The organism is Streptomyces pyxinicus, from assembly GCF_024753135.1.
Taxonomy (GTDB): domain Bacteria; phylum Actinomycetota; class Actinomycetes; order Streptomycetales; family Streptomycetaceae; genus Streptomyces; species Streptomyces pyxinicus.
In genome coordinates this window covers 179,750-202,216 of record NZ_JANUGP010000003.1, presented here as the reverse complement: position 1 = coordinate 202,216, position 22,467 = coordinate 179,750, and the positions used below count along the sequence as shown (strand labels likewise).

Here is a 22,467-nt window from a genome sequence, read left to right as displayed (position 1 = left end):
GGCGAGCCTTTCCCCGCACTTTCGGCCATCTGTCCTAAGTGGCAGCCCTCTGTGGGCCTGGCCAGACTGAAGCAGGCGGTTCGTGATCAGCACGGAACTCGTTTCGAGCCCTCGATCCACAACGTCATCCAGGAGATCGCATGGTGGAGCAGTCCTCCGAGGTCCATATATCCGGGCCGGACGAACCTGCCGTCACCATGAACGGCGACGGCCCGGCTCCGACGGAGACCGAGCGGAAGCTCGCCGCGGCCCTGGCCGGCGTCATCGAGGCGGAGCGGGTTCCGGTCGACGGCAACTTCTTCGACGACCTCGGCGCCAACTCCCTGGTGATGGCGCAGTTCTGCGCGCGGGTGCGGAAGGCCCCGGACCTGCCGTCCCCTTCCATCAGGGACATCTACCGGCACCCCACCATCCGCGGCCTCGCCACGGCGCTCGCGGAGTCCGCCCCCGCCACCCCCGCTCCCCCGCCCGGCCCGCCGGCGCCCACGACACCGGTGCGCCGTGTCGGACAGCTCCGGTACGCCCTGTGCGGGACGGCCCAGCTGCTGGTCTTCCTGTGCTATTCCCTGGTCTCCGGATTCGTCACCGCGGCCGGCTACGAATGGATCGCCGCCGGTTCCGGACTGCTCGACATCTATCTGCGGTCGCTGGTCTTCGGCAGCGGCGGATTCCTCGCCCTGTGCCTGTTCCCGGTCGTCGCGAAATGGGTCCTCGTGGGCCGCTGGAAACCGGGGGAATTCCCGCTCTGGGGAATGGCGTACCTGCGTTTCTGGCTCGTCAGGGTGCTGCTGCACGCGAACCCGATGGTGTTCCTCGTGGGAACCCCGCTGTACCCGCTGTACCTGCGGGCTCTGGGCGCGCGGATCGGCAAGGGGGTCACGATCCTCTCCCGTACGGTCCCGGTCTGCACCGACCTGCTGACGATCGGCGCCGGCAGCGTGATCCGCAAGGAGTCGTACCTGCTCGGCTACCGGGCCCACGAAGGCCGGATCCAGACCGGGCGGATCACCCTCGGCCGCGAGGTGTTCGTCGGCGAGAAGACGGTCCTGGACATCGACACGGCGATGGGCGACGGCGCCCAGCTCGGCCACACGTCCTCGCTGCACCCCGGCATGTCGGTGCCGGCCGGCGAGCGCTGGCACGGCTCCCCCGCCGAGCCGACCCGCGTCGACTACGTACGGGTCCCGCCGGCCAGGTGCGGGACCCCGCGCCGGACCTGGTTCGGCTGCGGCACGCTGCTGCAGCTGCTCCTCCTGTACGTCCCGCTCGCCGTCGGCGGTGTCTACATGCTGTTCACCGAGGTACCGGCGATCGGCGAGCGCCTGGACCCCCAGACCGCCGCGCTGAGCCGGCCGGAACTGGTGTCGGACGCGCTGGTGCTCTCGCTCGGCCTGTTCCTCGGCTTCGTGGCGCTGGGTCTGCTCGCCCTGTTCTCCGTGCCGCGTCTGCTGCGGCTGGTGGTCAGGCCGGAGCGGGTCTATCCGCTCTACGGCCTCCACTACACCCTGCACCGGTTGACCGCCCGGCTGACGAACGTGAAGTTCTTCGCCTGGCTGTGCGGCGACAGCTCGTACATCGTGCCGTACCTGCGCGGTCTCGGGTACGACCTCTCCCGGGTCGAGCAGACCGGTTCGAACTTCGGCACCGAGGTGCAGCAGGAGACGCCGTTCCTGGTGTCCGTCGGCACGGGCACGATGGTCGCGGACGGGCTGTCCGTGGTCAACGCGGAGTACTCCGGCACGTCGTTCCGCCTCTCGAAGGCGTCGATCGGGCCGCGCAACTTCCTGGGCAACAACATCGCCTACCCGGCGGGCGGCAGGACCGGCGACAACTGCCTCCTCGCGACGAAGGTGATGGTGCCCCTGGACGGGGAGGTCCGGGAGGGCGTGGGACTGCTGGGCTCGCCCTGCTTCGAGATCCCGCGCTCGGTGGAGCGGGACGCGCGCTTCGACCACCTGAGGTCCCCCGACGTCCTGCGCCGCCACCTCGCCGCCAAGAACCGCTACAACCTGCGCTCGATGACCCTGATGCTGTCCGTGCGCTGGCTGCACGTCTTCGGCCTCACGCTGCTCGCGCTCACCTCGGTCGACCTGTACGGCGTCCTGGGGCACGTGGTGATCGGCGCGTACCTGGCCGGGACGCTGCTGCTGTCCACCGCCTACTACGTCCTGGTGGAGCGCTGCCTCACCTCCTTCCGAAGGCTGAACCCGCTGCTGTGCTCCATCTACGACCGGAAGTTCTGGCTGCACGAGCGGCTGTGGAAGATCCCGGACCGCTACCTGAACATCTACAACGGCACGCCGTTCAAGCCCCTCGTCTGGCGCCTGCTGGGCATGCGCGTCGGCCGCCGGGTGTACGACGACGGGCTCTCGGTGACCGAGCGGACCCTCGCCGCCGTCGGCGACGAGTGCACCCTGAACCCCGGCAGCAGGATCCAGTGCCACTCGCAGGAGGACGGCACCTTCAAGTCCGACCGGACCGCGCTCGGCGCCGGCTGCACGCTGGGCGTCGGCTCGCATGTGCACTACGGCGTGACCATGGGCGACGGCGCGGTGCTGGCGGCCGACTCCTTCCTCATGAAGGGCGAGGAGATCCCGCCGTACGCCCGCTGGGGCGGCAACCCCGCCACCGAACAGCCGGAGACCGCCGGACCGGACCGCGGGCCCGTCCGGGCGGCGCCCCCGTTCTCCGCCGACGCCACCGCGGCGACCGCGAGTTGAGGAAGGACTGGCGATGGGAACACACGTGGAAGCGGACCCGGCCCGGGAGTTCTGGAGCCGTGTGCTGACCGCCGGTGGCGTCACCGCCGTACCGCGCTGGGCCGAGCGGCCGGTGCCGGGCACGGCCGAGCAGGAGATGTCCGTCCCGGACGACGTGACGGACGCGGTGCACGGGCTGGTGCGGCGCTGGGGGGTGCCGGTCAGCGGGCTGCTGCTGGCCGCGCACGCCAAGGTGCTGGCGGCGCTGTCCGGCGAGCGCGAGGTGGTGACGGGATATACGACCGGGGTGCGGGGCGAGCCGCTGCCGTGCCGGCTGACCGTCCCCGACGGCTCCTGGCAGGCGCTGGTGACGGCCGCCGAGCACGCCGAGGCGGAGGTGCTGGCACACCGGGAGTACCCGGTGGAGCGGCTGCGGCGGGAGCTGGCGGTGACCGGGCCGTCGTACGAGGTGGTGTTCGGCCCGCTGGGCGAGGACGAGTCGCACGCCGACGACGGTGTGCTGCACGTGCGCTGGTCCGAGCGCGGCGGCCGGGTGAAGCTGCGGCTGCGCTACCGCACGGACGTGCTGGACGCCGCCGCCGCGGCCCGGATCGGCGGCTACCACCTGACCGCGCTGCGGCTGATGGCGGCGGCACCGGACGCCGACCACACCGGGCAGAGCCTGCTGTCGGCCGATGAGGTGCGCGAGCAGCTCGACGGCTTCGACGGACCGCGCCGGCCGCTGCCCGACGCGCGGGCGCACGAGCTGTTCGCCCGGCGGGTGCGGGCGCATCCGGACGCGGTCGCGGCCGTGCACGGCGAGCGGGAGTGGACGTACGCCGAACTCGACGCGCGCGCCAACCGGCTGGCGCGGGCGCTGCTGGCGCGCGGCCTGGGCCGGGAGGACGTGGTGGCCGTCGTCACCGAGCGCAACCTGGACTGGCTCGCGGCGACGCTCGCGGTGTTCAAGGCGGGCGGCGTCTACCTCCCGATCGAGCCGCACTTCCCGGCCGGCCGGATCGCGGCCACGCTGTCACGCGCCGGGTGCCGGCTGGTGCTGACCGAGCCCGGCGGCACCGCCACCCTGGACGAGGCGCTGGGCGGGCTCTCCGGCATCGAGAAGCTGACGGTCGAGGCGGCGTACGCGGAGGACCACGACGACACCGACCCCGGGATCCGGGTGGAGCCGGGCCAACTGGCCTACATCTACTTCACCTCGGGCTCCACCGGGGAGCCGAAGGGCGCGATGTGCGAGCACGCGGGGCTGGTCAACCACCTCTTCGCGAAGATCGACGACCTGGGCATCGGCGAGGGCACGGTGGTGGCGCAGACGGCACCGCAGTGCTTCGACATCTCGCTGTGGCAGCTGCTGGCGGCGCTGCTGGTCGGCGGGCGGACGCTGGTGATCGGCCAGGACGTGGTCGTGGACGTGGAGCGGTTCGTGGAGACGCTGGCGCGCGGCCGGGTCGGGGTGGCCCAGGTGGTGCCCTCCTATCTGGAGGTCGTGGCCTCCTGCCTGGAGCAGCGGCCCCGGGACCTGCCCGACCTGCGCTGTGTGTCGGTGACCGGCGAGGCGCTGAAACCGGAGCTGGCGCAGCGCTGGTTCGCGATCCGGCCCGGCATCAAACTGCTCAACGCCTACGGCCTGACGGAGACGTCGGACGACACCAACCACGAGCTGCTGGACCGGGCGCCCGAACGGGTGCTGCTGGGCCGCGCGGTGAACAACGTGCACGTCTATGTCGTGGACGAGCGGCTGGCGTTGGTGCCGCTGGGCGCGCCGGGGCTGATCGCGTTCTCGGGCGTCTGTGTGGGCCGCGGGTACGTCAACGACCCCGAGCGCACCCGCGAGGCGTACCGCACGGACCCGTTCCGGCCCGGTGAGCGGCTCTACCTGGGCGGTGACTGGGGCCGCTGGCACCCGGGCGGCCGGCTGGAGTTCCTGGGCCGCCGGGACAACCAGGTCAAGATCCGGGGCTTCCGCATCGAGATCGGCGAGATCGAGAACTCCCTGCTGCGGGTGGACGGGGTGCGCGACGGCGCGGTGGTCGTCGCCGAACTGGCCGGCGGCAACAAGCATCTGATCGCCTTCTACTCCGGCAGGCGGCACGAGCCGGAGGTGCTGCGCGAGGCGCTGGCCGCGCGGCTGCCCGCCTACATGGTGCCCTCGGCCTTCCACTGGCAGGAGGCGCTGCCGCTGACCGGCAACGGCAAGACCGACCGCAAGGCGCTGACCGCGCTGGCCGAGCGGACGGCCACCGCCGACGCGGGCCCGGACCGGGAGGCGGCCGTGCCGCTGAGCCCGGCCGAGCGGCGGGTGGCGGCGGCCTGGGCCGGGGTGCTGGGCGTGCCCGAGCACCAGGTCGGCCCGTCGGACCACTTCTTCGACGCCGGGGGCACCTCGCTGACCGCGGTCAAGCTCAGCCTGGCCCTCGACCGCGCCGTGTCCCTGAAGGACATCACCCGGAACCCGGTCCTCGCCGATCTCGCGGCCCTCCTCGACGGCGCGAGCGGCCGGCACCCGGGGCTGCTCCAGCCGCTGTCGGAGGCGGCCGGTGCGGCCGGTCCCGCGCTGGTGTGCTTCCCCTACGCGGGCGGCAACGCGGTCAACTACCAGCCGCTGGCGAGCGCGCTCGCGGGCAGCGGGGTGGCCGTGCTCGCCGTGGACCTGCCGGGTCACGACCTGGCCGCGCCCCGGGAGCCGCTCGCGTCGATCGAGGAGGTGGCCGAGCGGGCCGCCGAGGAAATCGCCGCGCGGGGCCTCACCCGGGTGATGCTGTGGGGCCACTCCTCGGGTGCCGCGCCGGCCGTGGAGACGGCCCGCCGGCTCCGGGAGCGCGGGGTGGGCGTGACGCGGCTGTTCCTCGGCGCGCAACTGCTCGGCACCGCCGCCGAACGGAGCACCGCCATCGAGGAGTTGACCGCGCTGAGCGACGCCGAGGTGGCGTCCCGGCTCATCGCGGGCGGCGGCTACGGCGAACTCACCGAGCTGGACGCCCCGCACGCCGAGCATGTCGGCGCCGCCTACCGGCACGACTGCGTCGCCGCGCACCGCTACTTCGGCGCCCTGCTGGACGCGCCGCCGCCGGCCCGGCTGGCGGTGCCGGTCACGGTCGTGGTCGCCGCCGACGACCCGTTCACCGCGGGCCACGCCGACCGGCACCGGGACTGGCTGCTGCTGGCCGAGCAGGTCGATCTCCACGAACTGGCCGACGGGGGCCACTACTTCCCGCGCACCCGGCCGGCCGACGCCGCCCGGGCGGTGCTGCGGGCCGCCGTACCGCTGGCGTCCTCCTGAGAGCCGTAGACCCGCCAGACGGGCGACCGAAAGGAAACCGAGATGTCCTTCTCCTCACTGGCCCCGCCGCTCGACGTGGAGCAGGCGCCGGACCGGCCCGCGCTGGTGCGGGTCGATCCTCCGGGTGACGCGGCGAGCTGGGCGGCCGAGTACCGCGAGGCGGTGTGCGCCCAGGTCACCGAGCACGGGGCGCTGCTGGTGCGCGGGCTCGGGCTGCGGGACGCCACGCAGGCGGAAGCCGTGTTCACGCGGCTGGCCGGTCCGCTCATGACGGAGCGGGAGGCCTTCGCGCCCCGCGAGGTCAAGGGGCCGGGGGTGTACGCCTCGACGCCGTGGCCGGCGAACCAGCCGATGTGCATGCACCACGAGCTGAGCTACACGCTGGAAGTTCCGGGTCTGATGCTGTTCGCCTGCCCGACCGCGCCCGAGCAGGGCGGCGCGACGGCGGTGGCCGACGCCGAGGAGGTGCTGCGGGCGCTGCCCACCGCGCTGGCCGAGCGGTTCGAGCGCGAGGGCTGGCTGCTGACCCGCAGCTACAACGACGAGATCGGCGCCTCCCTGGCCGAGTCCTTCGGCACCGACGACCGCGCCGAGATCGAGCGCTATTGCCGGGCGAGCGCCATCGACTTCACCTGGCGGGCGGACGGTTCCCTGCGCACCGAGCAACAGCGCGCCGCGGTGGTGCGGCACCCGGTCACCGGCCGGCGCTGCTGGTTCAACCAGATCGCGTTCCTCAACGAGTGGACGCTCGCCCCCGAGGTGCGCGAGTACCTGGTGGACGAGTACGGCGCGGACGGCCTGCCGTTCAACACCCGCTTCGGCGACGGCTCCCCGATCGGCGAGGACGTGGTCGAGCTGCTCAACTCCACCTACGAGGCGCACACCCGGCGCGAGCCGTGGCAGTCCGGTGACCTGCTGCTGGTGGACAACATCCGTACGGCGCACAGCCGGGAGCCGTACACCGGTGACCGCGAGGTGCTGGTGGGCATGGCCGAGCCCCGCCGCCTGGCCGACGGCCGCCCGACCCCGGAGGCGAGCGAGCGATGACCGATCTGCTGTCCACGGCCGCGGAAGCGGCCGGATCCGGCCGGCCCGCGGTGCCGACGTTCGCGGTGATCTCCGGCGAGCAGGTGCAGAAGGCGCTGAGCGGGTCCGAGAAGCAGCTCGTGGAGCTGGTCGAGGCGACCTACAAACTGCACGGCGCCGGAGACTCGGTGAACCCGCCGTCGTACTTCCTGCGCTTCCCCGACCGGCCCTCGGCGCGGATCATCGCGCTCCCGGCCTCCGTCGGCGGTTCCGTCCGCGTGGACGGCATGAAGTGGATCTCCAGCTTCCCGGAGAACGTGCGGGAGGGGCTGCCGCGGGCGTCCGCGGTGCTGATCCTCAACGACCACGACACCGGCTACCCGTTCGCCTGCCTGGAGAGTTCCATCATCAGCGCGACCCGGACCGCCGCGTCCGCCGCGCTGGCGGCCGACTGGCTCAGCCGGAACCGGCCCCGCCCCACCCGGGTCGGATTCGTCGGCACCGGCCTGATCGCCCGGTACATCCACACCTTCCTGGCCCGGACCGGCTGGTCCTTCGAGGCGATCGGCGTGCACGACCTGTCCGCCGAGAGCGCCGAGGGCTTCTGCGGCTATCTGCGCGAGAGCGGCGCGACCGAGCCGGTCGCCGTCCACGACAGCGCCGAGGCCCTGATCCGCTCCAGCGACCTGGTGGTCTTCGCGACCGTCGCCGGCCGGCCCCATGTCACGGCGCCGGCCTGGTTCGCCCACAACCCGCTGGTCCTGCACGTGTCCCTGCGGGACCTCGCCCCCGAAGTCCTGCTCGCCTCGGCCAACTTCGTGGACGACGTCGAGCACTGCCTGAAGGCCGACACCTCCCCGCACCTGGTCGAACAGCTCACCGGCGACCGCGACTTCCTGAACGGCACGCTGAACGACGTGATGCTGGGCCGGGCCGCGCCGCCGACCGACCGGCCGGTGGTCTTCTCACCCTTCGGACTCGGCGTCCTCGATCTGGCCGTCGGCAAGTACGTGTACGACGAAGTGGCCCGGGCGGGACAGCTCCGCCTGATCGACGACTTCTTCCACGATCTGCGCCGGCACGGCTGACGCCGTTCCCCTCTGCCTGGCTCCAGGAGGTCCGCCGTGCCCGTCATATCGGCTCCCTACGCCTTCAACGAAGGCGAACTCTTCGTCGACCTAGAGACGATCTGCGGTTGCCCGCTGTACCTGAAGTGCGAAGGCTTCAACTTCGCCGGCTCCATCAAGCTGAAGGCCGCGAACGAGATGGTGGAGACGGCCGAGCGTGAGGGGGTCCTGACCCCGGACTCCGTCCTCGTGGAGTCCTCGTCCGGGAACCTGGGCGTGGCGCTCAGCATGATCGCCGCGAGCAAGGGCTACCGGTTCCTGTGTGTGACGGACTCCCGTTGCAACCTGTCGACCAGGCTCCTGATGGAGGCGCTCGGCAGCGAGGTCCACGTCGTCGCCGACCAGGACTCCAACGGCGGCTTCCTGGGCATGCGGATCGACTACGTCCGGTCGCTGTGCGCGTCCGACGAGCGGTACGTGTGGCTCAGCCAGTACACCAACGCGGGCAACTGGCGTGCGCACTACCGCACGACGGCACCGGAGATCGCGGAGAAGTTCCCCGAACTCGACGTGCTGTTCGTCGGCGCCGGCACGACCGGGACCCTGATGGGCTGCGCCCGCTACTTCCGGCAGTGGCACCGGCCGGTGCGCATCGTGGCGGTGGACAGCGTGGGGTCGGTCGCCTTCGGGGGCGAGCCCGGCCGGCGGATGATCCCCGGCCTCGGCATGAGCATGCGCCCGCCGCTGCTGGACGAGTCCTACGTGGACGAGGTGATCCGGGTGGAGGAGGCGGACACCATCCGCATGTGCCACCGGATGGCCCGCCGCGGCTTCCTGTTCGGCGGCTCCACCGGCACGGTGGTCAGCGGGGCCAGCGACTGGCTGGCGGCCGAGGACGCCCGGCGCCGGCTGACCGCGGTGGCCATCGCGCCGGACCTCGGCGAGCGCTACCTGGACACCGTGTACCAGACCAACTGGCTCCAAGACCTCTACGGCGACCACATCTTCGACGCCGAGGAACAGCTGCGTACCGTGGCGGACCTGGAGACCGGGGGCCGCGCGGACGCCCCGCCGGTCGAGGAGGTGGGCGGCACACCGCGGAAGCCGAAGTCCGCGTCCCGGGCACCGGGCCGGCGGCGCAGGCCGTAGTGCCCCGCAGGCCGACTCGACCCATACTGGTGGCTCGTCGAGGAGGCCCGTCGAAACAGCCCCTCGCGGAGGCCAGGAGGCTCGGCCGGTGATCGCCGTCAATCCGCTGGACAGCGCGTCGGTGCTGGCCGCCTTCGGCGCGCTGGGCGTCCTGGCGGTGATCTTCGCGGAGTCGGGTCTGCTGGTCGTCGGCTTCTTCCTGCCCGGGGACACGCTGCTGTTCCCGGCCGGGGTGCTGTGCGCGGGCACCGCCCAGCAGCCGCCCCGGCTGGCACTGTGGCAGGTGCTGCTGTGCGCGGCCGTCGGTGCCGTGGCCGGCGGGCAGGTCGGCTATCTGATCGGGCGGCACGGCGGCCGGACCCTGCTGACGCGCACCTCACACCCACGGGTGAAGGCCGCGGCGGCGCGCGCGGAACAGCTGCTGGCCCGGTACGGCTACGGCAAGGCGCTGGTGATCGGCCGGTTCGTGCCCGTACTGCGGACGGTCCTGCACCCCGTGGCCGGCGCCCTCGGCGTGCCCGCCCGGACCTTCACCCTCTGGCAGACCGTGGGCGGCGTCCTGTGGTCGCAGTTCCTGGTCCTCGCCGGATACACCCTCGGCGCCTCGGTCCCCCACGTGGACGACTACCTGCTGCCGCTGGTCGCCCTGGTCGTCGTCCTGTCGGCACTCCCCCTGCTCTTCGAGGCCCTGCGCGCACGACGACAGCGCCGCCGGTCCTCCGAGTAGCCGGCACCGGCGTCAGCGAGGCTTGCGGCGTTTGCGGTTGGGGCGGCGGGGGCGGTGGATCGTGTCCAGTTCACCCACGGCGGCGCGGGTGTGCGCCGGGTCGGCCGGACGGGACGTACCGGCACACCACCAGGACGCCCGGCCGCCGTCCTCGGCGACGTGCATGCCCAGCCCGTGCAGGGTGCACACCGGCCAGACCTGCCACAGCATCTCCATGACGGTGTCCTGGGCGGCCTCGGCGACGACCGCGAGCGCCCCGTCGGGGGTGGTCTCCGGTCCCAGGAAGTTCCCGTGCGACTCCCCGCTGTGCAGCGCCACGTACAGCAGCTCCTCGTCGTCCTCCCATCCCGGGCAGGCGACCAGGCGCAGCGGCTCCTGGTCCGGCAGGGTCACCGCCAGGTCCCGGTTGACGGTGGCCAAGGCCGCGTCCCACAGCGGGTGTTCGCCCTCGGCGACGAACTTCGGCTCGGACGGATCGGGAAACGTGTGCATGATCCCATTCTTCCAGCCGCCCGCCGGGCTACCCTGACGGGTCGTACCCGAGCCGACGACCAGGGGAGCCGCGTGATGCAGGTACGCCGTGTCGTGCCCAACGTCCAGTCGACCGCACTGCCGCGGAGCGCGGAGTTCTACGGCGTCCTGGGCCTGGAGGAGGTCATGGACCACGGCTGGATCAGGACGCTCGCCCCTGCGGGCAACCCGACCGCCCAGCTGAGCCTGATGAGCGAGGACGCCACCGCCCCCGTCGCCCCGGACCTGAGCATCGAGGTGGACGACGTCGATGCGGCGTACGCGGCGATGCGGGCGCGCGGCGCGGAGATCGTGCACCCGTTGACCGACGAGGAGTGGGGCGTGCGGCGGTTCTTCGTCCGGGACCCGGACGGCACCGTCGTCAACGTGCTCGGCCATCGCTGATCCGCCCCGGCCGGCCTGCGCGGCGTTCTGGACGGGACCCTGACGAGGCGTGAGACTTGACCGGGTCCGACGACGCTCCCGGCTGCCCAGGACGGTGCCATGGAAGAGGAAGTCCCCCGCGTCGAACTCACCCCGCGCGCCCAGGAACTGGTGCGCCGGCTGCACGCGACGCACGGTCCGCTGATGTTCCACCAGTCCGGCGGCTGCTGCGACGGCAGCGCGCCCATGTGCTACCCGGACGGCGAGTTCCGCACCGGCGGCTCGGACGTGCTGCTGGCGGAGCTGTCGGTGCCGGGTGTCGCCGAGCCGGTCACCTTCTGGATCTCCCGGAGTCAGTACGAGGCCTGGCGGCACACCCGGCTGATCGTGGACGTCGTGCCCGGCCGGGGCAGCGGCTTCTCCCTGGAGGCACCCGAGGGGGTACGTTTTCTCACCCGTTCTCGCGTAGTAGACGTCCAGTAGGCCCGCCGACCGCCGCCGTCTGGTGCACTGCCCCTTGTGTCAGGGACAGTTGACGAGACATCAGGAGGCACGGTGACCAGACGTCGCGGACGTGGGGCAGCGGGCAGAGCGGTTCTCACGGTCGTCACGGCATGGGGTCTCCTCGCCGGTGCGGCCCTCACGGGAGCGGCACCGGCCGGGGCGGCACCGGCAATCCGGCGGATCGCGCCGGGCGTCGGCTACCGGCAGTTCGACATCGCCGGGGCCGCGGGCACCGCGCACGCGCATCTGCTCACGGTCGACCTCGGCAATCCGCGGGTGCGGGTGGGCCTGCTCCACCCCGGCGCGGTGGGGGCCCGGGCCACCGTGTCCCGGCTGGCGGACGCGGCCGGCGCGATCGCGGGGGTCAACGGCGACTTCTTCGACATCACCGAGACCCAGCACCCGGGCGTGCCGGCCACCGGGGCGCCGGTCGGGCCGGCCGTCGCCGACGGGCGGGTGCTCAAGGCCGCGGTGCCGCGCGGCCAGCGGTTCGGGCCCGCGCTGCCGCCCGGCACCGACACCCGGGACGTGTTCGGCGTGGGCACCGACCGGCGGGCCCGACTGGACCGCCTCTCCCTGTCCGGCACCGTCAAGACCCCCAAGGCGCGGCTGCGGTTGAGGGGCCTCAACCAGTACGCCCTGCCGCAGAACTCCGTCGGCGCCTTCACCGCCGCGTGGGGCGACGTCTCCCGTGAACGCGCCGTGTGCGGCACCGACACCGAGCGCGCTGCGCCGTGCAGCACCGACACCTACGAGGTGCGGCTGCGCGGCGGCCGGGTGGTGTCCGCCGCCGGCTCCCCCGGCAGCGGCGCGATCCCCGCGGACACCACGGTCCTGGTCGGCCGCGAGGAGGGCGCCCGGCAGTTGCGCGAACTCGCGGTCGGGGACCGGGTGACCGTCACCCACACGCTGGTGGCGGCCGGTTCCGGGGTGCCGTACGCGTTCGCGATCGGCGGCTTTCCCGTGCTGCGCCACGGTCGCCCGCTGACCGGACTGGACGACGGCACCTCGGCGGTGCGCACGGTCGTCGGATTCAAGGGCGGCGGCGAGCAGTTGCTGATCCTCGCGCTGGACGGGGCGGCGGCCTACCGGACCGGCCTGACCGTCGCCGAGGAGGCCGGCACCATGCGGTCACTGGGCGCGTCCGACGCGTTCAACCTCGACGGCGGCGGTTCGACGGAGATGGTCACCCGGGACGCCGGCGCCGGTGCCGTGACGGTCCGCAACCATCCGAGCGGTGGCGCCGAACGACCGGTGCCGAACGGCGTCGGGGTCCTCCCGGCCGGCTGACGGACCTCGTGGACGGGCTCACGGCCGCAGACCGCTCACCAGGTCGGCGGTCGCGCTGAACCCGTTGTGGATGGTGGGCGCCATGCTCGTGCTCGCCAGGTAGAAGCCGAGCAGCATGCAGACCAGGGCATGGGAGACCTTGAGCGAGCCGTTGCGCATGAAGAACACGGCAAGGATCAGGAGCAACAGCACCACAGAGATGGAAATGGCCATCGGAAAACCTCCTCCGCCACGCCCGGTGTGCGGCGTTCGGCCGCAAGTGTGGCGTAGCGGAGGGTTCCTCCGGGCGGCTGACGTGTCCTCCGATCGAGTGGTGTCCCCGGGAACAGGGTGGCGGTCAGGGCGCCTGGAGGTCGACCAGGCCGGCCAGCGCCTCGCGGTGGGCGCCCGCCGTGCCGTAGGCGATCGAGTCCGCCTTGGCCCGTTTCAGGTACAGGTGGACCGGGTGCTCCCAGGTCATGCCGAGGCCGCCGTGCAGTTGCAGCGCCTCCTCGGCGGCGTGGACGGCGACGGGTGCCGCGTAGGCCTGGGCGACGGCGACCGCCACGTCCGGGTCCGTGCCGGTGGCCAGCGCGTCGGCGGCGGCGCGGGCGGCGGCCCGGAGGTTGACGACCTCCAGCCACAGCTGGGCGAGCCGGTGCTTGAGCGCCTGGAAACCGCCGACCGGCCGGTTGAACTGCTTGCGCTCCTTCAGATAGCGCACGGTCTCCGTCAACGCCCAGTCGGCCAAGCCCAGTTGCTCGGAGGCCAGCAGTCCGGCGGCGGCGCGCAGGGCCCGGCGTACGGCGGGCTCGGCCGCTCCGAGGCGGCGGCCGGCGGCGCCGTCGAGGGTGACGGTGGCGAGCGGGCGGGTCGGGTCCAGGGCGGTCGCCGGGGTGAGCGTGACGGCGTCGGCGGCCACCGCGTACAGACCGCCGTCGTCGGCCGGGACGAGCAGCACGTCGGCGCCGACGGCGTCCGCGATGCCCGTCAACTCACCACGCAGGAACCCTCCTTCGAGGCGTACGGCGGGGTGGTGGGCGTCCGGGCCGTGGTGCAGCGCGACCGCGAGCGCGCCGATGGTCCGCCCGGCGGCGAGCTGCCCGAGCAATTCCTCGTCGGCGCAGGCGAGCAGGGCCTCGGTGGCCACGACCGCGCTGGTGAGGTACGGCACGGGGGCGACGGCACGCCCCAACTCCTCCAGCACGACGGCGACTTCCCGGTGGCCGGCGCCCTGACCGCCGTACTCCTCGGGGACGAGCAGTCCGGCCAGGCCCATGCCCTCGGCGAGGGACTTCCACAGGGCGCGGTCGTGCGGGGTGTCCGACTCGGTGCGGGCGATGACGTCCGCGGCGGCGCAGTGGTCCGTGAGCAGGTCGCGGACGGCGGCGCGCAGGTCCTCTTCCTCCTCGGAGTAGAGCAGGTCCGGCTGTGTGCTCATCGGGCGAGGTCCTTCCACGCGACGTCCTTGTCGGTGCGCGGTTCGGCGGGCAGGCCGAGGACCCGCTCGGCGACGATGTTGAGCAGGACCTCGCTGGTCCCGCCCTCGATGCTGTTGCCCTTGGCGCGCAGATAGCGGTAGCCGGCGTCGCGGCCGGTGAAGTCGACCAGTTCGGGCCGGCGCATGGTCCAGTCGTCGTACAACAGGCCCTCCGCGCCGCGCAGTTCCACCTCCAGGCCGCTGATCTCCTGGTTGAGGCGGGCGAAGGCGAGCTTCATGCCGGAGCCCTCGTAGCCGGGCTGGCCGGCGGCGAGCTGCTGGCGCAGGCGCTCGGCGGTGAGGCGGGAGACCTCGGACTCGACCCACAGCTTCAGCAGGCGCTGGTGGAGGTCGTGAGTGCGCAGGTCGGGGCGGTCCCGCCAGGTGCGGGCGAGCGGGCCGATCATGCCGCCCTCGCGGGGTAGCCGCATACCCCCTATCGAGACGCGCTCGTTCATCAGCGTGGTCTGGGCGACCCGCCAGCCGTCGCCGACCTCGCCGAGGCGGTCGGAGTCGGGGATGCGGACGCCGGTCAGGAAGACCTCGTTGAACTCGGCCTCGCCGGTGATCTGCCGCAGCGGGCGGACCTCGACACCGGGGTCGGTCATGTCGCAGACGAAGTAGGTGATGCCCTGGTGCTTGGGCAGGCCCGGGTCGGTGCGGGCGATGAGGATGGCCCAGCGCGCGAGGTGCGCGCTCGACGTCCACACCTTCTGCCCGTCGACCACCCAGCCGTCGCCCTCGCGCACCGCGCGGGTGCCGAGCGCGGCCAGGTCGGAGCCGGCGCCGGGCTCGCTGAAGAGCTGGCACCAGACCTCCTCGCCGGTCCACAGGGGCCGCAGGAAGCGCCGCTTCTGCTCGTCGGTGCCGTAGCGCAGCACGGTCGGGGCGGCCATGCCGAGGCCGATGCCGATGCGCCGGGGGTCGTTGTCGGGGGCGCCGGCCGCCTCCAGCTCGGCGTCCACGACGGCCTGCAGGGCGCGCGGTGCGCCCAGGCCGCCGAGCCCCTCCGGGTAGTGCACCCAGGCGAGGCCGGCGTCGAAGCGGGCCCGCAGGAACTCCAGCCGGCCGGTGCCGGCGGGCGGGTGCGCGGCCAGGAACTCCCGGGTACGGGCGCGCAGTTCGTCTTCGCCGGTCATACGGCCGCCTCCGTCACCACGGCGATCCGGCCGGTGGAGCGGCCGTCCGCGACCTTCCGCACGGCGGTCGCGGCCTCGCCCAGCGGCACCCGCTCGCTCACCAGCGGCCTGACCACGCCCCGGGCGGCCAGCTCGGTGAGCTGTTCGTGGCACTGGAGCACCAGTCCGGGGTTCTTGGTGTGGTAGAGGCCCCAGTGCAGGCCGACGATCGAGTAGTTCTTCACCAGGGCGTGGTTGAGCGCCGGACTCGGGATGGTGCCACTGGCGAAACCGACGACGACGATCCGGCCCTCGAAGGCGACCAGCTTGGCGGACTGGGCGTAGGCGGCGCCGCCGACCGAGTCGTAGACCACGTCGGCGCCCCGGCCGCCGGTGGCCTCCTTGACGGCCGCGACGACGTCCTCGGCGCGGCGGTCCACCACCGCGTCGCAGCCCAGCTCCCGGGCGACGGCGGCCTTGTCGGCGCCGCCGACGACGCCGATGACCCGGGCGCCGGCCGCCTTGCCGAGCTGGACGGCCGCGCTGCCGACCCCGCCGGCGGCGGCGTGCACCAGCAGGGTCTCCCCCGCCTCCAGGCGGGCCCGGCGGTGCAGGCCGAACCAGCCGGTCTGGTAGCCGATGTGCAGGGCGGCGGCCTCGGCGTCGTCCAGCGCCTCGGGGGCGGGCAGCAGGGCGCGGGCGTCGGCGAGCGCGTACTCGGCGAAACCGCCGTGCGGCAGGGCCGGGTTGGCGATCACCCGGCGGCCGTCCTCGGTCTCGCCGCAGATCTCCAGGCCCGGGGTGAAGGGCAGCGGCGGCCGGATCTGGTACTCGCCCCGGCACAGCAGCGCGTCCGGGAAGTTGACGTTGGCGGCCCGCACGCGCAGCAGCACCTGACCGTCACCGGGGACGGGCCGGTCCACCTCCGCCAGCCGCATCACCTCGTCCGGCTCGCCGTTCTCGTGCACTTGCCATGCCTGCATGCGGGGCCTCCACGGGACTGCTTCGTCTGACCGGGTCCGCCCGCATACTAAGCGGTCGCTTGCCCATCAGGGAACAGCCGGCGGAACCTTCTCGGTCACTTCCCCGGTCACTTCCCGGCGGCCGGGCGGGCCCGTACGTGCATCCGCTCGCCCTGCGGCCCGAACAGGCTCAGGAACTCGACCGGTCCCTCGCCGGCCGAGCCGAACCAGTGCGGTACCCGGGTGTCGAACTCGGCCGCCTCACCGGCCGCGAGCACGACATCGTGCTCGCCGAGGACGAGCCGGAGCCGCCCGGACAGCACGTACAGCCACTCGTAGCCCTCGTGGGTGCGCGGGTCCGGCTCCGCCGCCCGCCGGGGTTCGAGCACCTTGAAGGCCTGGAGCCCGCCGGGCTGGCGGGTCAGCGGCCAGAAGGTGCGGCCGTGCCGCGTCAGTGGCCTGGCCCGCACCCGGGGGTCGTCGACCGGCGGCGCGCCGACCAGCTCGTCCAGCGGGACCTGGTGGGCCTGCGCGATGGGCAGCAGCAGCTCCAGACTGGGCCGGCGCAGGCCGGACTCCAGCCGGGACAGGGTGCTGACGGAGATGCCCGTGCGCTCGGACAGCGCCGCCAGCGTCACCTCACGCTCCTTGCGGATCCGCCGCAGCCGGGGGCCCACCTCGGCGAGGACGTCGTCGGTACTCATACCTGACATTGCAGGTTCGGCAAACACGTTTGTCAATACGGCAGGGTCCGGGCGACCGTCGGGGCGGAGGTGGTCACATGACCGAGAACTACGAGGTGATCGTCGCCGGTGGCGGCGCGGCCGGCCTGTCCGCCGGGCTGGTGCTGGGCCGGGCCCGGCGCCGGACACTGGTGGTCGACGCGGGCGAACCGCGCAACGCGCCGTCCGCGCACCTGCATGGCTATCTGGGCCGGGACGGCATGTCCCCGGCGGAGTTCCTGGCCGTCGGCCGGGAGGAGATCGCCCGGTACGGCGTGCGGGTGGTCCGGGACCGGGTCGTGGACGCGAGCCGGGAGGGGGCGGGCTTCGCGGTGCGGGTGGCGGGTGGCCGGACCGTGCGGGCCCGGCACCTCGTGATCGCCACCGGCCTGCGCGACGAACTGCCGCCGGTGCCGGGGCTGGCCGAGCGCTTCGGCCGCGACGTGCTGCACTGCCCGTACTGCCACGGCTGGGAGGCGCGCGACCTGCCCACCGGGGTGCTGGCCACCTCGCCGCTCAGCGCGCACCAGGCGCTCATGGTCACCCGGTGGTCCGAGGACGTACGGCTGTTCCTGCACGAGGTGGACGAGTCGGAGCTGTCCGGCGACGACCTGCGACGGCTGGCCACCGCCGGGGTCGCCCTCGTACCCGGCCGGGTCGCGGAACTCGTCGTCACCGACGACCGGCTCACCGGCGTCCGCCTCGCGGACGGCACGGTCCACGCCCGCGAGGTCCTGTACGCCGCCCCACGCGCCGTCCCGAACAACGCCCTGCTCTCCCGGCTGGGCGCCGAACTCCACGACACCCCGTTCGGCGCGTACCCGGTGATCGACGAACGCGGCCGGACCAGCGTCCCGGGCCTGTGGGCGGCGGGCAACGCGAGCGGCTTCGCCGAACAGGTGGTGAACGCGGCCAGCCGTGGCTACCGGGCGGGCGCCGCGATCAACGGCGAACTGCTCTTCGCCGACCTGGACACGGGGGTCCGGCGCTAGCGGCGCGGGCCGTCCGGGCGGGGGGGCACGGGGATAGCGGTTCGCGCCGTCCGGGCGAGACGGCTGCCGGTGCCGGCTCGCGCCGTCCGGGCGGGCGGCTGCGGGTGTAGCGGCTCGCGCGGTCCGGGCGGGACAGCCACGCGGACACCGGCTCGCACCGCACGGCCGCGACAGCCGCAGACACCGGCACACGCCATCCGGGCAGGACAGCCACGCGGACACCGGCTCGCACCGCACGGCCGCGACAGCCGCAGACACCGGCACACGCCATCCGGGCAGGACACCGGCTCGCACCGCACGGCCGCGACAGCCACGGACACCGGCACACGCCATCCGGGCAGGACACCGGCTCGCACCGCACGGCCGCGACAGCCACGGACACCGGCACACGCCATCCGGGCAAGACAGCCACACGGACACCGGCTCGCACCGCACGGCCGGGACAGCCGTCGGTACCGGCTAACGCGGGGCACCACTCGGGCCGCTTCTCACAGCGCACGCGTCACACGGCCCGCGCGCCATCCTGCCGACCCGCCCCCGCCCGACCCGACCCCACCCGTCCCGCCCCCGCCCGACCCGGGACCGCCCCACCCCGGACCGGGCCGCGCACGGACCAGTGCCGCCCTCCCCCAGTGGGCGGTACCCCGGCCCCGTAAAGCCCCTCTCCCTCACCCGCCGGACGGCACGGCGCAGGTGTGGGCCCCGCCTCCGCGGTGCACCCTGAGGGCATGTTGTTGAGCCGGCTCGCACAGGTGTCGCGGGAGGTGGCCGCCACGGCGGCGCGGTCCCGGAAGGTCGCGTTGCTCGCGGAGCTGTTCCGGGAGGCGGAGGCGGAGGACGTGCCGATCGTGATCCCGTATCTGGCGGGACGGCTGCCGCAGGGGCGGATCGGGGTCGGCTGGAAGGTGCTCGGCCGCGCGGTGGCGCCGGCGGAGGAGCCGTCGCTGAGCGTGCGCGAGGTGGACGCCCGGTTCGGGGAGCTGGGCACGGTGGCCGGGGCCGGTTCACAGGCGGAGCGGGCCCGGATCGTCGGCGAGCTGATGGGCGCGGCCACCGAGGACGAGCAGCGCTTCCTGCGCGGCCTGCTGACCGGCGAGGTCCGGCAGGGCGCGCTGGACGCGCTCGCCGTGGAGGGGCTGGCCCTGGCGACCGGCGTGGAGCCGGCGGACGCCCGGCGGGCGGTGATGCTGGCCGGCTCGCTCCAGACGGTGGCCGAGGCGCTGCTCGCCGAGGGGCCCGGCGCGCTGGAGCGGTTCCGGCTCACCGTGGGCCGGCCGGTGCAGCCGATGCTGGCGCACAGTGCCTCCTCGGTCGCCGAGGCGGCGGCGAAGCTGGGCGCCTGCGCGGTGGAGGAGAAGCTGGACGGCATCCGGGTCCAGGTGCACCGCGACGGCGACACGGTCCGCGTGCACACCCGCACCCTGGACGACATCACCGGCCGGCTGCCCGAAGTGACGGCCGCCGCGCTGGCGTTGCGTGGCGAGCGGTTCATCCTGGACGGCGAGGTGATCTCCTTCGACGCGGCCGGGCGGCCCCGGTCCTTCCAGGAGACGGCGGGCCGGGTCGGCTCCCGCACGGACGTGGCCCGGGCGGCCGGCGAGGTCCCGGTCTCCCCCGTCTTCTTCGACGCGCTCTCCGTCGACGGCCGCGACCTGCTCGACCTGCCCTTCGCCGAGCGGCACGCGGAGCTGGCCCGGCTGGTGCCCGAGCCGATGCGGGTGCGCCGTACCGTGGCGGGCGGCCCGGACGACGTCCCCGAGGCGGAGCGGTTCCTCGCCGACACCCTGGCGCGCGGCCACGAGGGCGTGGTGGTCAAGGCGCTGGACGCGCCGTACAGCGCGGGCCGGCGCGGCGCGTCCTGGCTGAAGGTCAAGCCGGTGCACACCCTCGACCTGGTGGTGCTGGCCGCCGAGTGGGGCCACGGCCGGCGCACCGGCAAGCTGTCCAACCTGCACCTCGGCGCCCGCGCCGCCGACGGCACGTTCGCGATGCTCGGCAAGACCTTCAAGGGCATGACCGACGCCATGCTCGCCTGGCAGACCGAGCGGCTGGGCGAGCTGGCGGTGGGGGACGACGGCTGGGTGGTCCGGGTCCGCCCCGAGCTGGTGGTCGAGATCGCCTACGACGGACTCCAGCGCTCCACCCGCTACCCGGCCGGCGTCACCCTGCGCTTCGCGCGCGTGGTCCGCTACCGCGAGGACAAGCGCCCCGAGGAGGCCGATACCGTGGAGGCCCTGCTCGCGGCCCACCCGGAGGTCACCCCCTGATGACGCGTGCGACGAAGCGCAGCGCGGGTCTGCTGCTTTTCCGGCACACCGGCGAGGGCATCGAAGTGCTGCTGGGGCACATGGGCGGCCCCTTCTACGCGAAGAAGGACGCGGGCGCCTGGACGGTGCCGAAGGGCGAGTACCAGCCGGACGAGCCGGCCTGGGAGGCGGCCCGCCGGGAGTTCCGGGAGGAGCTGGGCCTTGCGCCGCCCGACGGGGAGGCCGTACCGCTCGGCGAGGTCAGGCAGGCGGGCGGCAAGGTCGTCACGGCGTGGGCCGTCGAGGCGGACCTCGACCCGGAGGCGATCGTGCCGGGCACCTTCACCATGGAGTGGCCGCCGCGCTCGGGCCGGGTCCAGGAGTTCCCGGAGCTGGACCGGGTGGCGTGGCTCGGCCTCGACCGGGCCCGTGCGGTGATCGTCACGGCGCAGGCCGCGTTTCTGGACCGGCTGACGGAGCACTCGGGCTGAGACAGGCGGCCTTGCGTTGCGGCCGGCCCGGCCGCGCGCGAAGGTCGAGACACAGCCCGCTCCCAGGGGAGGTCAGCCATGCCCATCGCGACGGTGAATCCGGCGAACGGCGAGACGCTCAAGACGTACGAGGCCATGGGCGAGGAGGAGCTGGAGCGCCGGCTCCAGCTCGCCGAGGCCACGTTCCGCACCTACCGGACGACCGCGTTCGCCGAGCGCGCCCGCCTGCTGAACCGGGCCGCTGACCTGCTGGACGAGGACCAGCGGGAGATCGCCCGGGTCATGACGACCGAGATGGGCAAGCCGGTGCGGCAGGCCCGCGCGGAGGCCGCCAAGTGCGCCAAGGCGATGCGCTGGTACGCCGAGCGCGCCGAGGCACTGCTGGCCGACGAGGAGCCGACCGAGGCGGACGTGCGGGACTCCGGGGCCTCCCGGGCGGTGGTCCGCTACCGCCCGCTCGGCCCGGTGCTCGCCGTGATGCCGTGGAACTTCCCGCTGTGGCAGGTGGTGCGGTTCGCCGCGCCCGCGCTGATGGCGGGCAACGTGGGCCTGCTCAAGCACGCGTCCAACGTGCCGCAGACCGCCCTCTACCTGGAGGACCTGTTCCACCGGGCGGGCTTCCCGGAGGGCTGTTTCCAGACGCTGCTGATCGGCTCGGGCGCGGTGGACGAGATCCTGCGCGACGAGCGGGTCAAGGCGGCCACCCTCACCGGCAGCGAGCCCGCGGGCCGGGCGGTCGCCGCCACCGCCGGCGAGATGATCAAGAAGACGGTGCTGGAGCTGGGCGGCAGCGACCCGTTCATCGTGATGCCCTCCGCCGACCTGGACCGGGCGGCACAGGTCGCGGTGACCGCGCGGGTGCAGAACAACGGCCAGTCCTGCATCGCCGCCAAGCGCTTCATCGTGCACACCGACGTCTACGACGCCTTCGCCGAGAAGTTCGCCGCGGGCATGCGGGCCCTCCAGGTCGGCGACCCGCTGGAGGAGGACACCGAGGTCGGGCCGCTCGCCAGCGAGCAGGGCCGCGCCGACCTGGAGGAGCTGGTCGACGACGCCCGGCGCGGCGGTGCCGAGGTGCTGTGCGGCGGCGAGCGCCCCGACGGACCCGGCTGGTACTACCCGCCGACCGTGCTGGCCGACATCACCCGGGAGATGCGCGTCCATCGCGAGGAGGCCTTCGGACCGGTCGCCACGCTGTACCGGGCCGGCGACCTGGACGAGGCGCTGCTGATCGCCAACGACTCGCTGTTCGGCCTGAGTTCGAACGTGTGGACCCGGGACGAGGCCGAGGTCGAGCGGTTCGCGCGGGACCTGGAGGCGGGCGGCGTGTTCTTCAACGGCATGACCGCCTCGCACCCCGCGCTGCCCTTCGGCGGCGTGAAGCGCTCCGGGTACGGGCGTGAGCTGTCCGGGCACGGAATCCGCGAGTTCTGCAACATCACCACGGTTTGGCAGGGTGCCTGACCGCCACGCGGCTACCATCCCCTTTTGTGAACCGCGAAGTGACCCTGCCTCTGATCGTCGACGACCGCGGCAATCTGCAGGTCGCGGCGTCCGACGTGAGCAAACTGCTGCGCACCGTGGGCGGGCGCTGGCTGCGCCTGGTGGAGACCGGGGAACAGGAGCTGGACGAGGACACGGTGGCCGCGCTGACCATCGAGCTGGCCAAGCTCGCGGACCGTATCGACGTGGCGTGCATCGCCCACAGCAGCGGCGCACCGTAGTCCTAACGCCTATCAGCGCGTTTTCCCTCCTACGGCGGCATGAATTCGCCCTGGTCGCCGGGTTCCGGGTCCCCGATTCGGAGTAACCCAACGCGAGAT

The 22,467-nt window shown here is 73.5% G+C and carries 20 protein-coding genes; 14 read left to right on the top strand and 6 right to left on the bottom strand.

The window, feature by feature from the left end; translation table 11 throughout:
• The first annotated feature begins 140 nt into the window (after positions 1-140).
• The 6 genes from NX794_RS06175 (at position 141) to NX794_RS06150 (ending at position 9,966) form a co-directional block, all read left to right on the top strand.
• On the top strand, positions 141-2,720 hold the full coding sequence (locus NX794_RS06175) for a Pls/PosA family non-ribosomal peptide synthetase (protein ID WP_258777171.1): 2,580 nt from the start codon (positions 141-143) through the stop codon (positions 2,718-2,720).
• Positions 2,721-2,733: 13 nt separating this feature from the next.
• Entirely contained in the window at positions 2,734-5,997 is a 3,264-nt protein-coding gene (locus tag NX794_RS06170) for a non-ribosomal peptide synthetase (RefSeq protein WP_258777170.1), read from the top strand.
• A 42-nt stretch (positions 5,998-6,039) separates the two neighbouring features.
• Positions 6,040-7,044, top strand: a complete 1,005-nt coding sequence (locus NX794_RS06165; RefSeq protein ID WP_258777169.1) for a TauD/TfdA family dioxygenase — start codon at positions 6,040-6,042, stop codon at positions 7,042-7,044.
• Positions 7,041-8,111 (top strand): 2,3-diaminopropionate biosynthesis protein SbnB, encoded by a 1,071-nt coding sequence (gene sbnB / locus NX794_RS06160; protein WP_258777168.1) that lies wholly within the window; start codon positions 7,041-7,043, stop codon positions 8,109-8,111. Before NX794_RS06165 ends, sbnB begins: the two co-directional genes overlap by 4 nt.
• A gap of 36 nt (positions 8,112-8,147) precedes the next feature.
• Positions 8,148-9,239, top strand: coding sequence for a 2,3-diaminopropionate biosynthesis protein SbnA (gene sbnA, locus NX794_RS06155; RefSeq protein ID WP_258777167.1), 1,092 nt, complete (start codon positions 8,148-8,150; stop codon positions 9,237-9,239).
• Positions 9,240-9,327: 88 nt separating this feature from the next.
• On the top strand, positions 9,328-9,966 hold the full coding sequence (locus tag NX794_RS06150; RefSeq protein WP_258777166.1) for a DedA family protein: 639 nt from the start codon (positions 9,328-9,330) through the stop codon (positions 9,964-9,966).
• Between the two features lie 12 nt (positions 9,967-9,978).
• On the opposite strand, the gene NX794_RS06145 is transcribed toward NX794_RS06150, so the two are convergent.
• Positions 9,979-10,458: a hypothetical protein gene (locus tag NX794_RS06145; RefSeq protein WP_258777165.1), complete on the bottom strand. Its 480-nt coding sequence runs from the start codon at positions 10,456-10,458 to the stop codon at positions 9,979-9,981.
• Positions 10,459-10,533: 75 nt separating this feature from the next.
• On the opposite strand from NX794_RS06145, the gene NX794_RS06140 reads away from it, so the two are divergent.
• The 3 genes from NX794_RS06140 (at position 10,534) to NX794_RS06130 (ending at position 12,654) form a co-directional block, all read left to right on the top strand.
• Positions 10,534-10,881 (top strand): VOC family protein, encoded by a 348-nt coding sequence (locus tag NX794_RS06140; protein WP_258777164.1) that lies wholly within the window; start codon positions 10,534-10,536, stop codon positions 10,879-10,881.
• Positions 10,882-10,980: 99 nt separating this feature from the next.
• Positions 10,981-11,343, top strand: coding sequence for a DUF779 domain-containing protein (locus tag NX794_RS06135; protein ID WP_258777163.1), 363 nt, complete (start codon positions 10,981-10,983; stop codon positions 11,341-11,343).
• Positions 11,344-11,415: 72 nt separating this feature from the next.
• Positions 11,416-12,654 (top strand): phosphodiester glycosidase family protein, encoded by a 1,239-nt coding sequence (locus tag NX794_RS06130; RefSeq protein WP_258777162.1) that lies wholly within the window; start codon positions 11,416-11,418, stop codon positions 12,652-12,654.
• An 18-nt stretch (positions 12,655-12,672) separates the two neighbouring features.
• Here NX794_RS06130 and NX794_RS06125 read toward each other — a convergent pair whose 3' ends face one another.
• From NX794_RS06125 to NX794_RS06105, 5 genes are all read right to left on the bottom strand, one after another.
• Positions 12,673-12,867 carry a hypothetical protein gene (locus NX794_RS06125; RefSeq protein WP_258777161.1) on the bottom strand — a complete coding sequence of 65 codons (195 nt, stop codon included), beginning with the start codon at positions 12,865-12,867 and terminating at the stop codon, positions 12,673-12,675.
• Positions 12,868-12,991: 124 nt separating this feature from the next.
• Entirely contained in the window at positions 12,992-14,074 is a 1,083-nt protein-coding gene (locus NX794_RS06120; protein ID WP_258777160.1) for an acyl-CoA dehydrogenase family protein, read from the bottom strand.
• Complete coding sequence (locus NX794_RS06115; RefSeq protein WP_258777159.1) at positions 14,071-15,252, bottom strand: acyl-CoA dehydrogenase family protein; 1,182 nt, start codon at positions 15,250-15,252, stop codon at positions 14,071-14,073. Before NX794_RS06115 ends, NX794_RS06120 begins: the two co-directional genes overlap by 4 nt.
• Positions 15,249-16,214: an NADPH:quinone oxidoreductase family protein gene (locus NX794_RS06110; RefSeq protein WP_258777158.1), complete on the bottom strand. Its 966-nt coding sequence runs from the start codon at positions 16,212-16,214 to the stop codon at positions 15,249-15,251. Before NX794_RS06110 ends, NX794_RS06115 begins: the two co-directional genes overlap by 4 nt.
• 107 nt (positions 16,215-16,321) lie before the next feature.
• On the bottom strand, positions 16,322-16,897 hold the full coding sequence (locus NX794_RS06105; RefSeq protein WP_258777157.1) for a helix-turn-helix domain-containing protein: 576 nt from the start codon (positions 16,895-16,897) through the stop codon (positions 16,322-16,324).
• Between the two features lie 77 nt (positions 16,898-16,974).
• Between NX794_RS06105 and NX794_RS06100 the strand changes: the two genes are divergently transcribed.
• From NX794_RS06100 to NX794_RS06080, 5 genes are all read left to right on the top strand, one after another.
• Positions 16,975-17,907: an NAD(P)/FAD-dependent oxidoreductase gene (locus NX794_RS06100; RefSeq protein WP_258777156.1), complete on the top strand. Its 933-nt coding sequence runs from the start codon at positions 16,975-16,977 to the stop codon at positions 17,905-17,907.
• A 728-nt stretch (positions 17,908-18,635) separates the two neighbouring features.
• Positions 18,636-20,174 carry an ATP-dependent DNA ligase gene (locus NX794_RS06095; protein ID WP_258777155.1) on the top strand — a complete coding sequence of 513 codons (1,539 nt, stop codon included), beginning with the start codon at positions 18,636-18,638 and terminating at the stop codon, positions 20,172-20,174.
• Positions 20,174-20,644, top strand: coding sequence for an NUDIX hydrolase (locus NX794_RS06090; RefSeq protein ID WP_258777154.1), 471 nt, complete (start codon positions 20,174-20,176; stop codon positions 20,642-20,644). Before NX794_RS06095 ends, NX794_RS06090 begins: the two co-directional genes overlap by 1 nt.
• A 78-nt stretch (positions 20,645-20,722) precedes the next feature.
• Entirely contained in the window at positions 20,723-22,108 is a 1,386-nt protein-coding gene (locus tag NX794_RS06085; protein WP_258777153.1) for an NADP-dependent succinic semialdehyde dehydrogenase, read from the top strand.
• A 26-nt stretch (positions 22,109-22,134) separates the two neighbouring features.
• The gene (locus NX794_RS06080; RefSeq protein WP_258777152.1) at positions 22,135-22,368 is read left to right on the top strand and encodes a DUF6213 family protein; all 234 of its coding nucleotides are present in this window, start codon (positions 22,135-22,137) and stop codon (positions 22,366-22,368) included.
• The last annotated feature ends 99 nt before the right edge of the window (positions 22,369-22,467 follow it).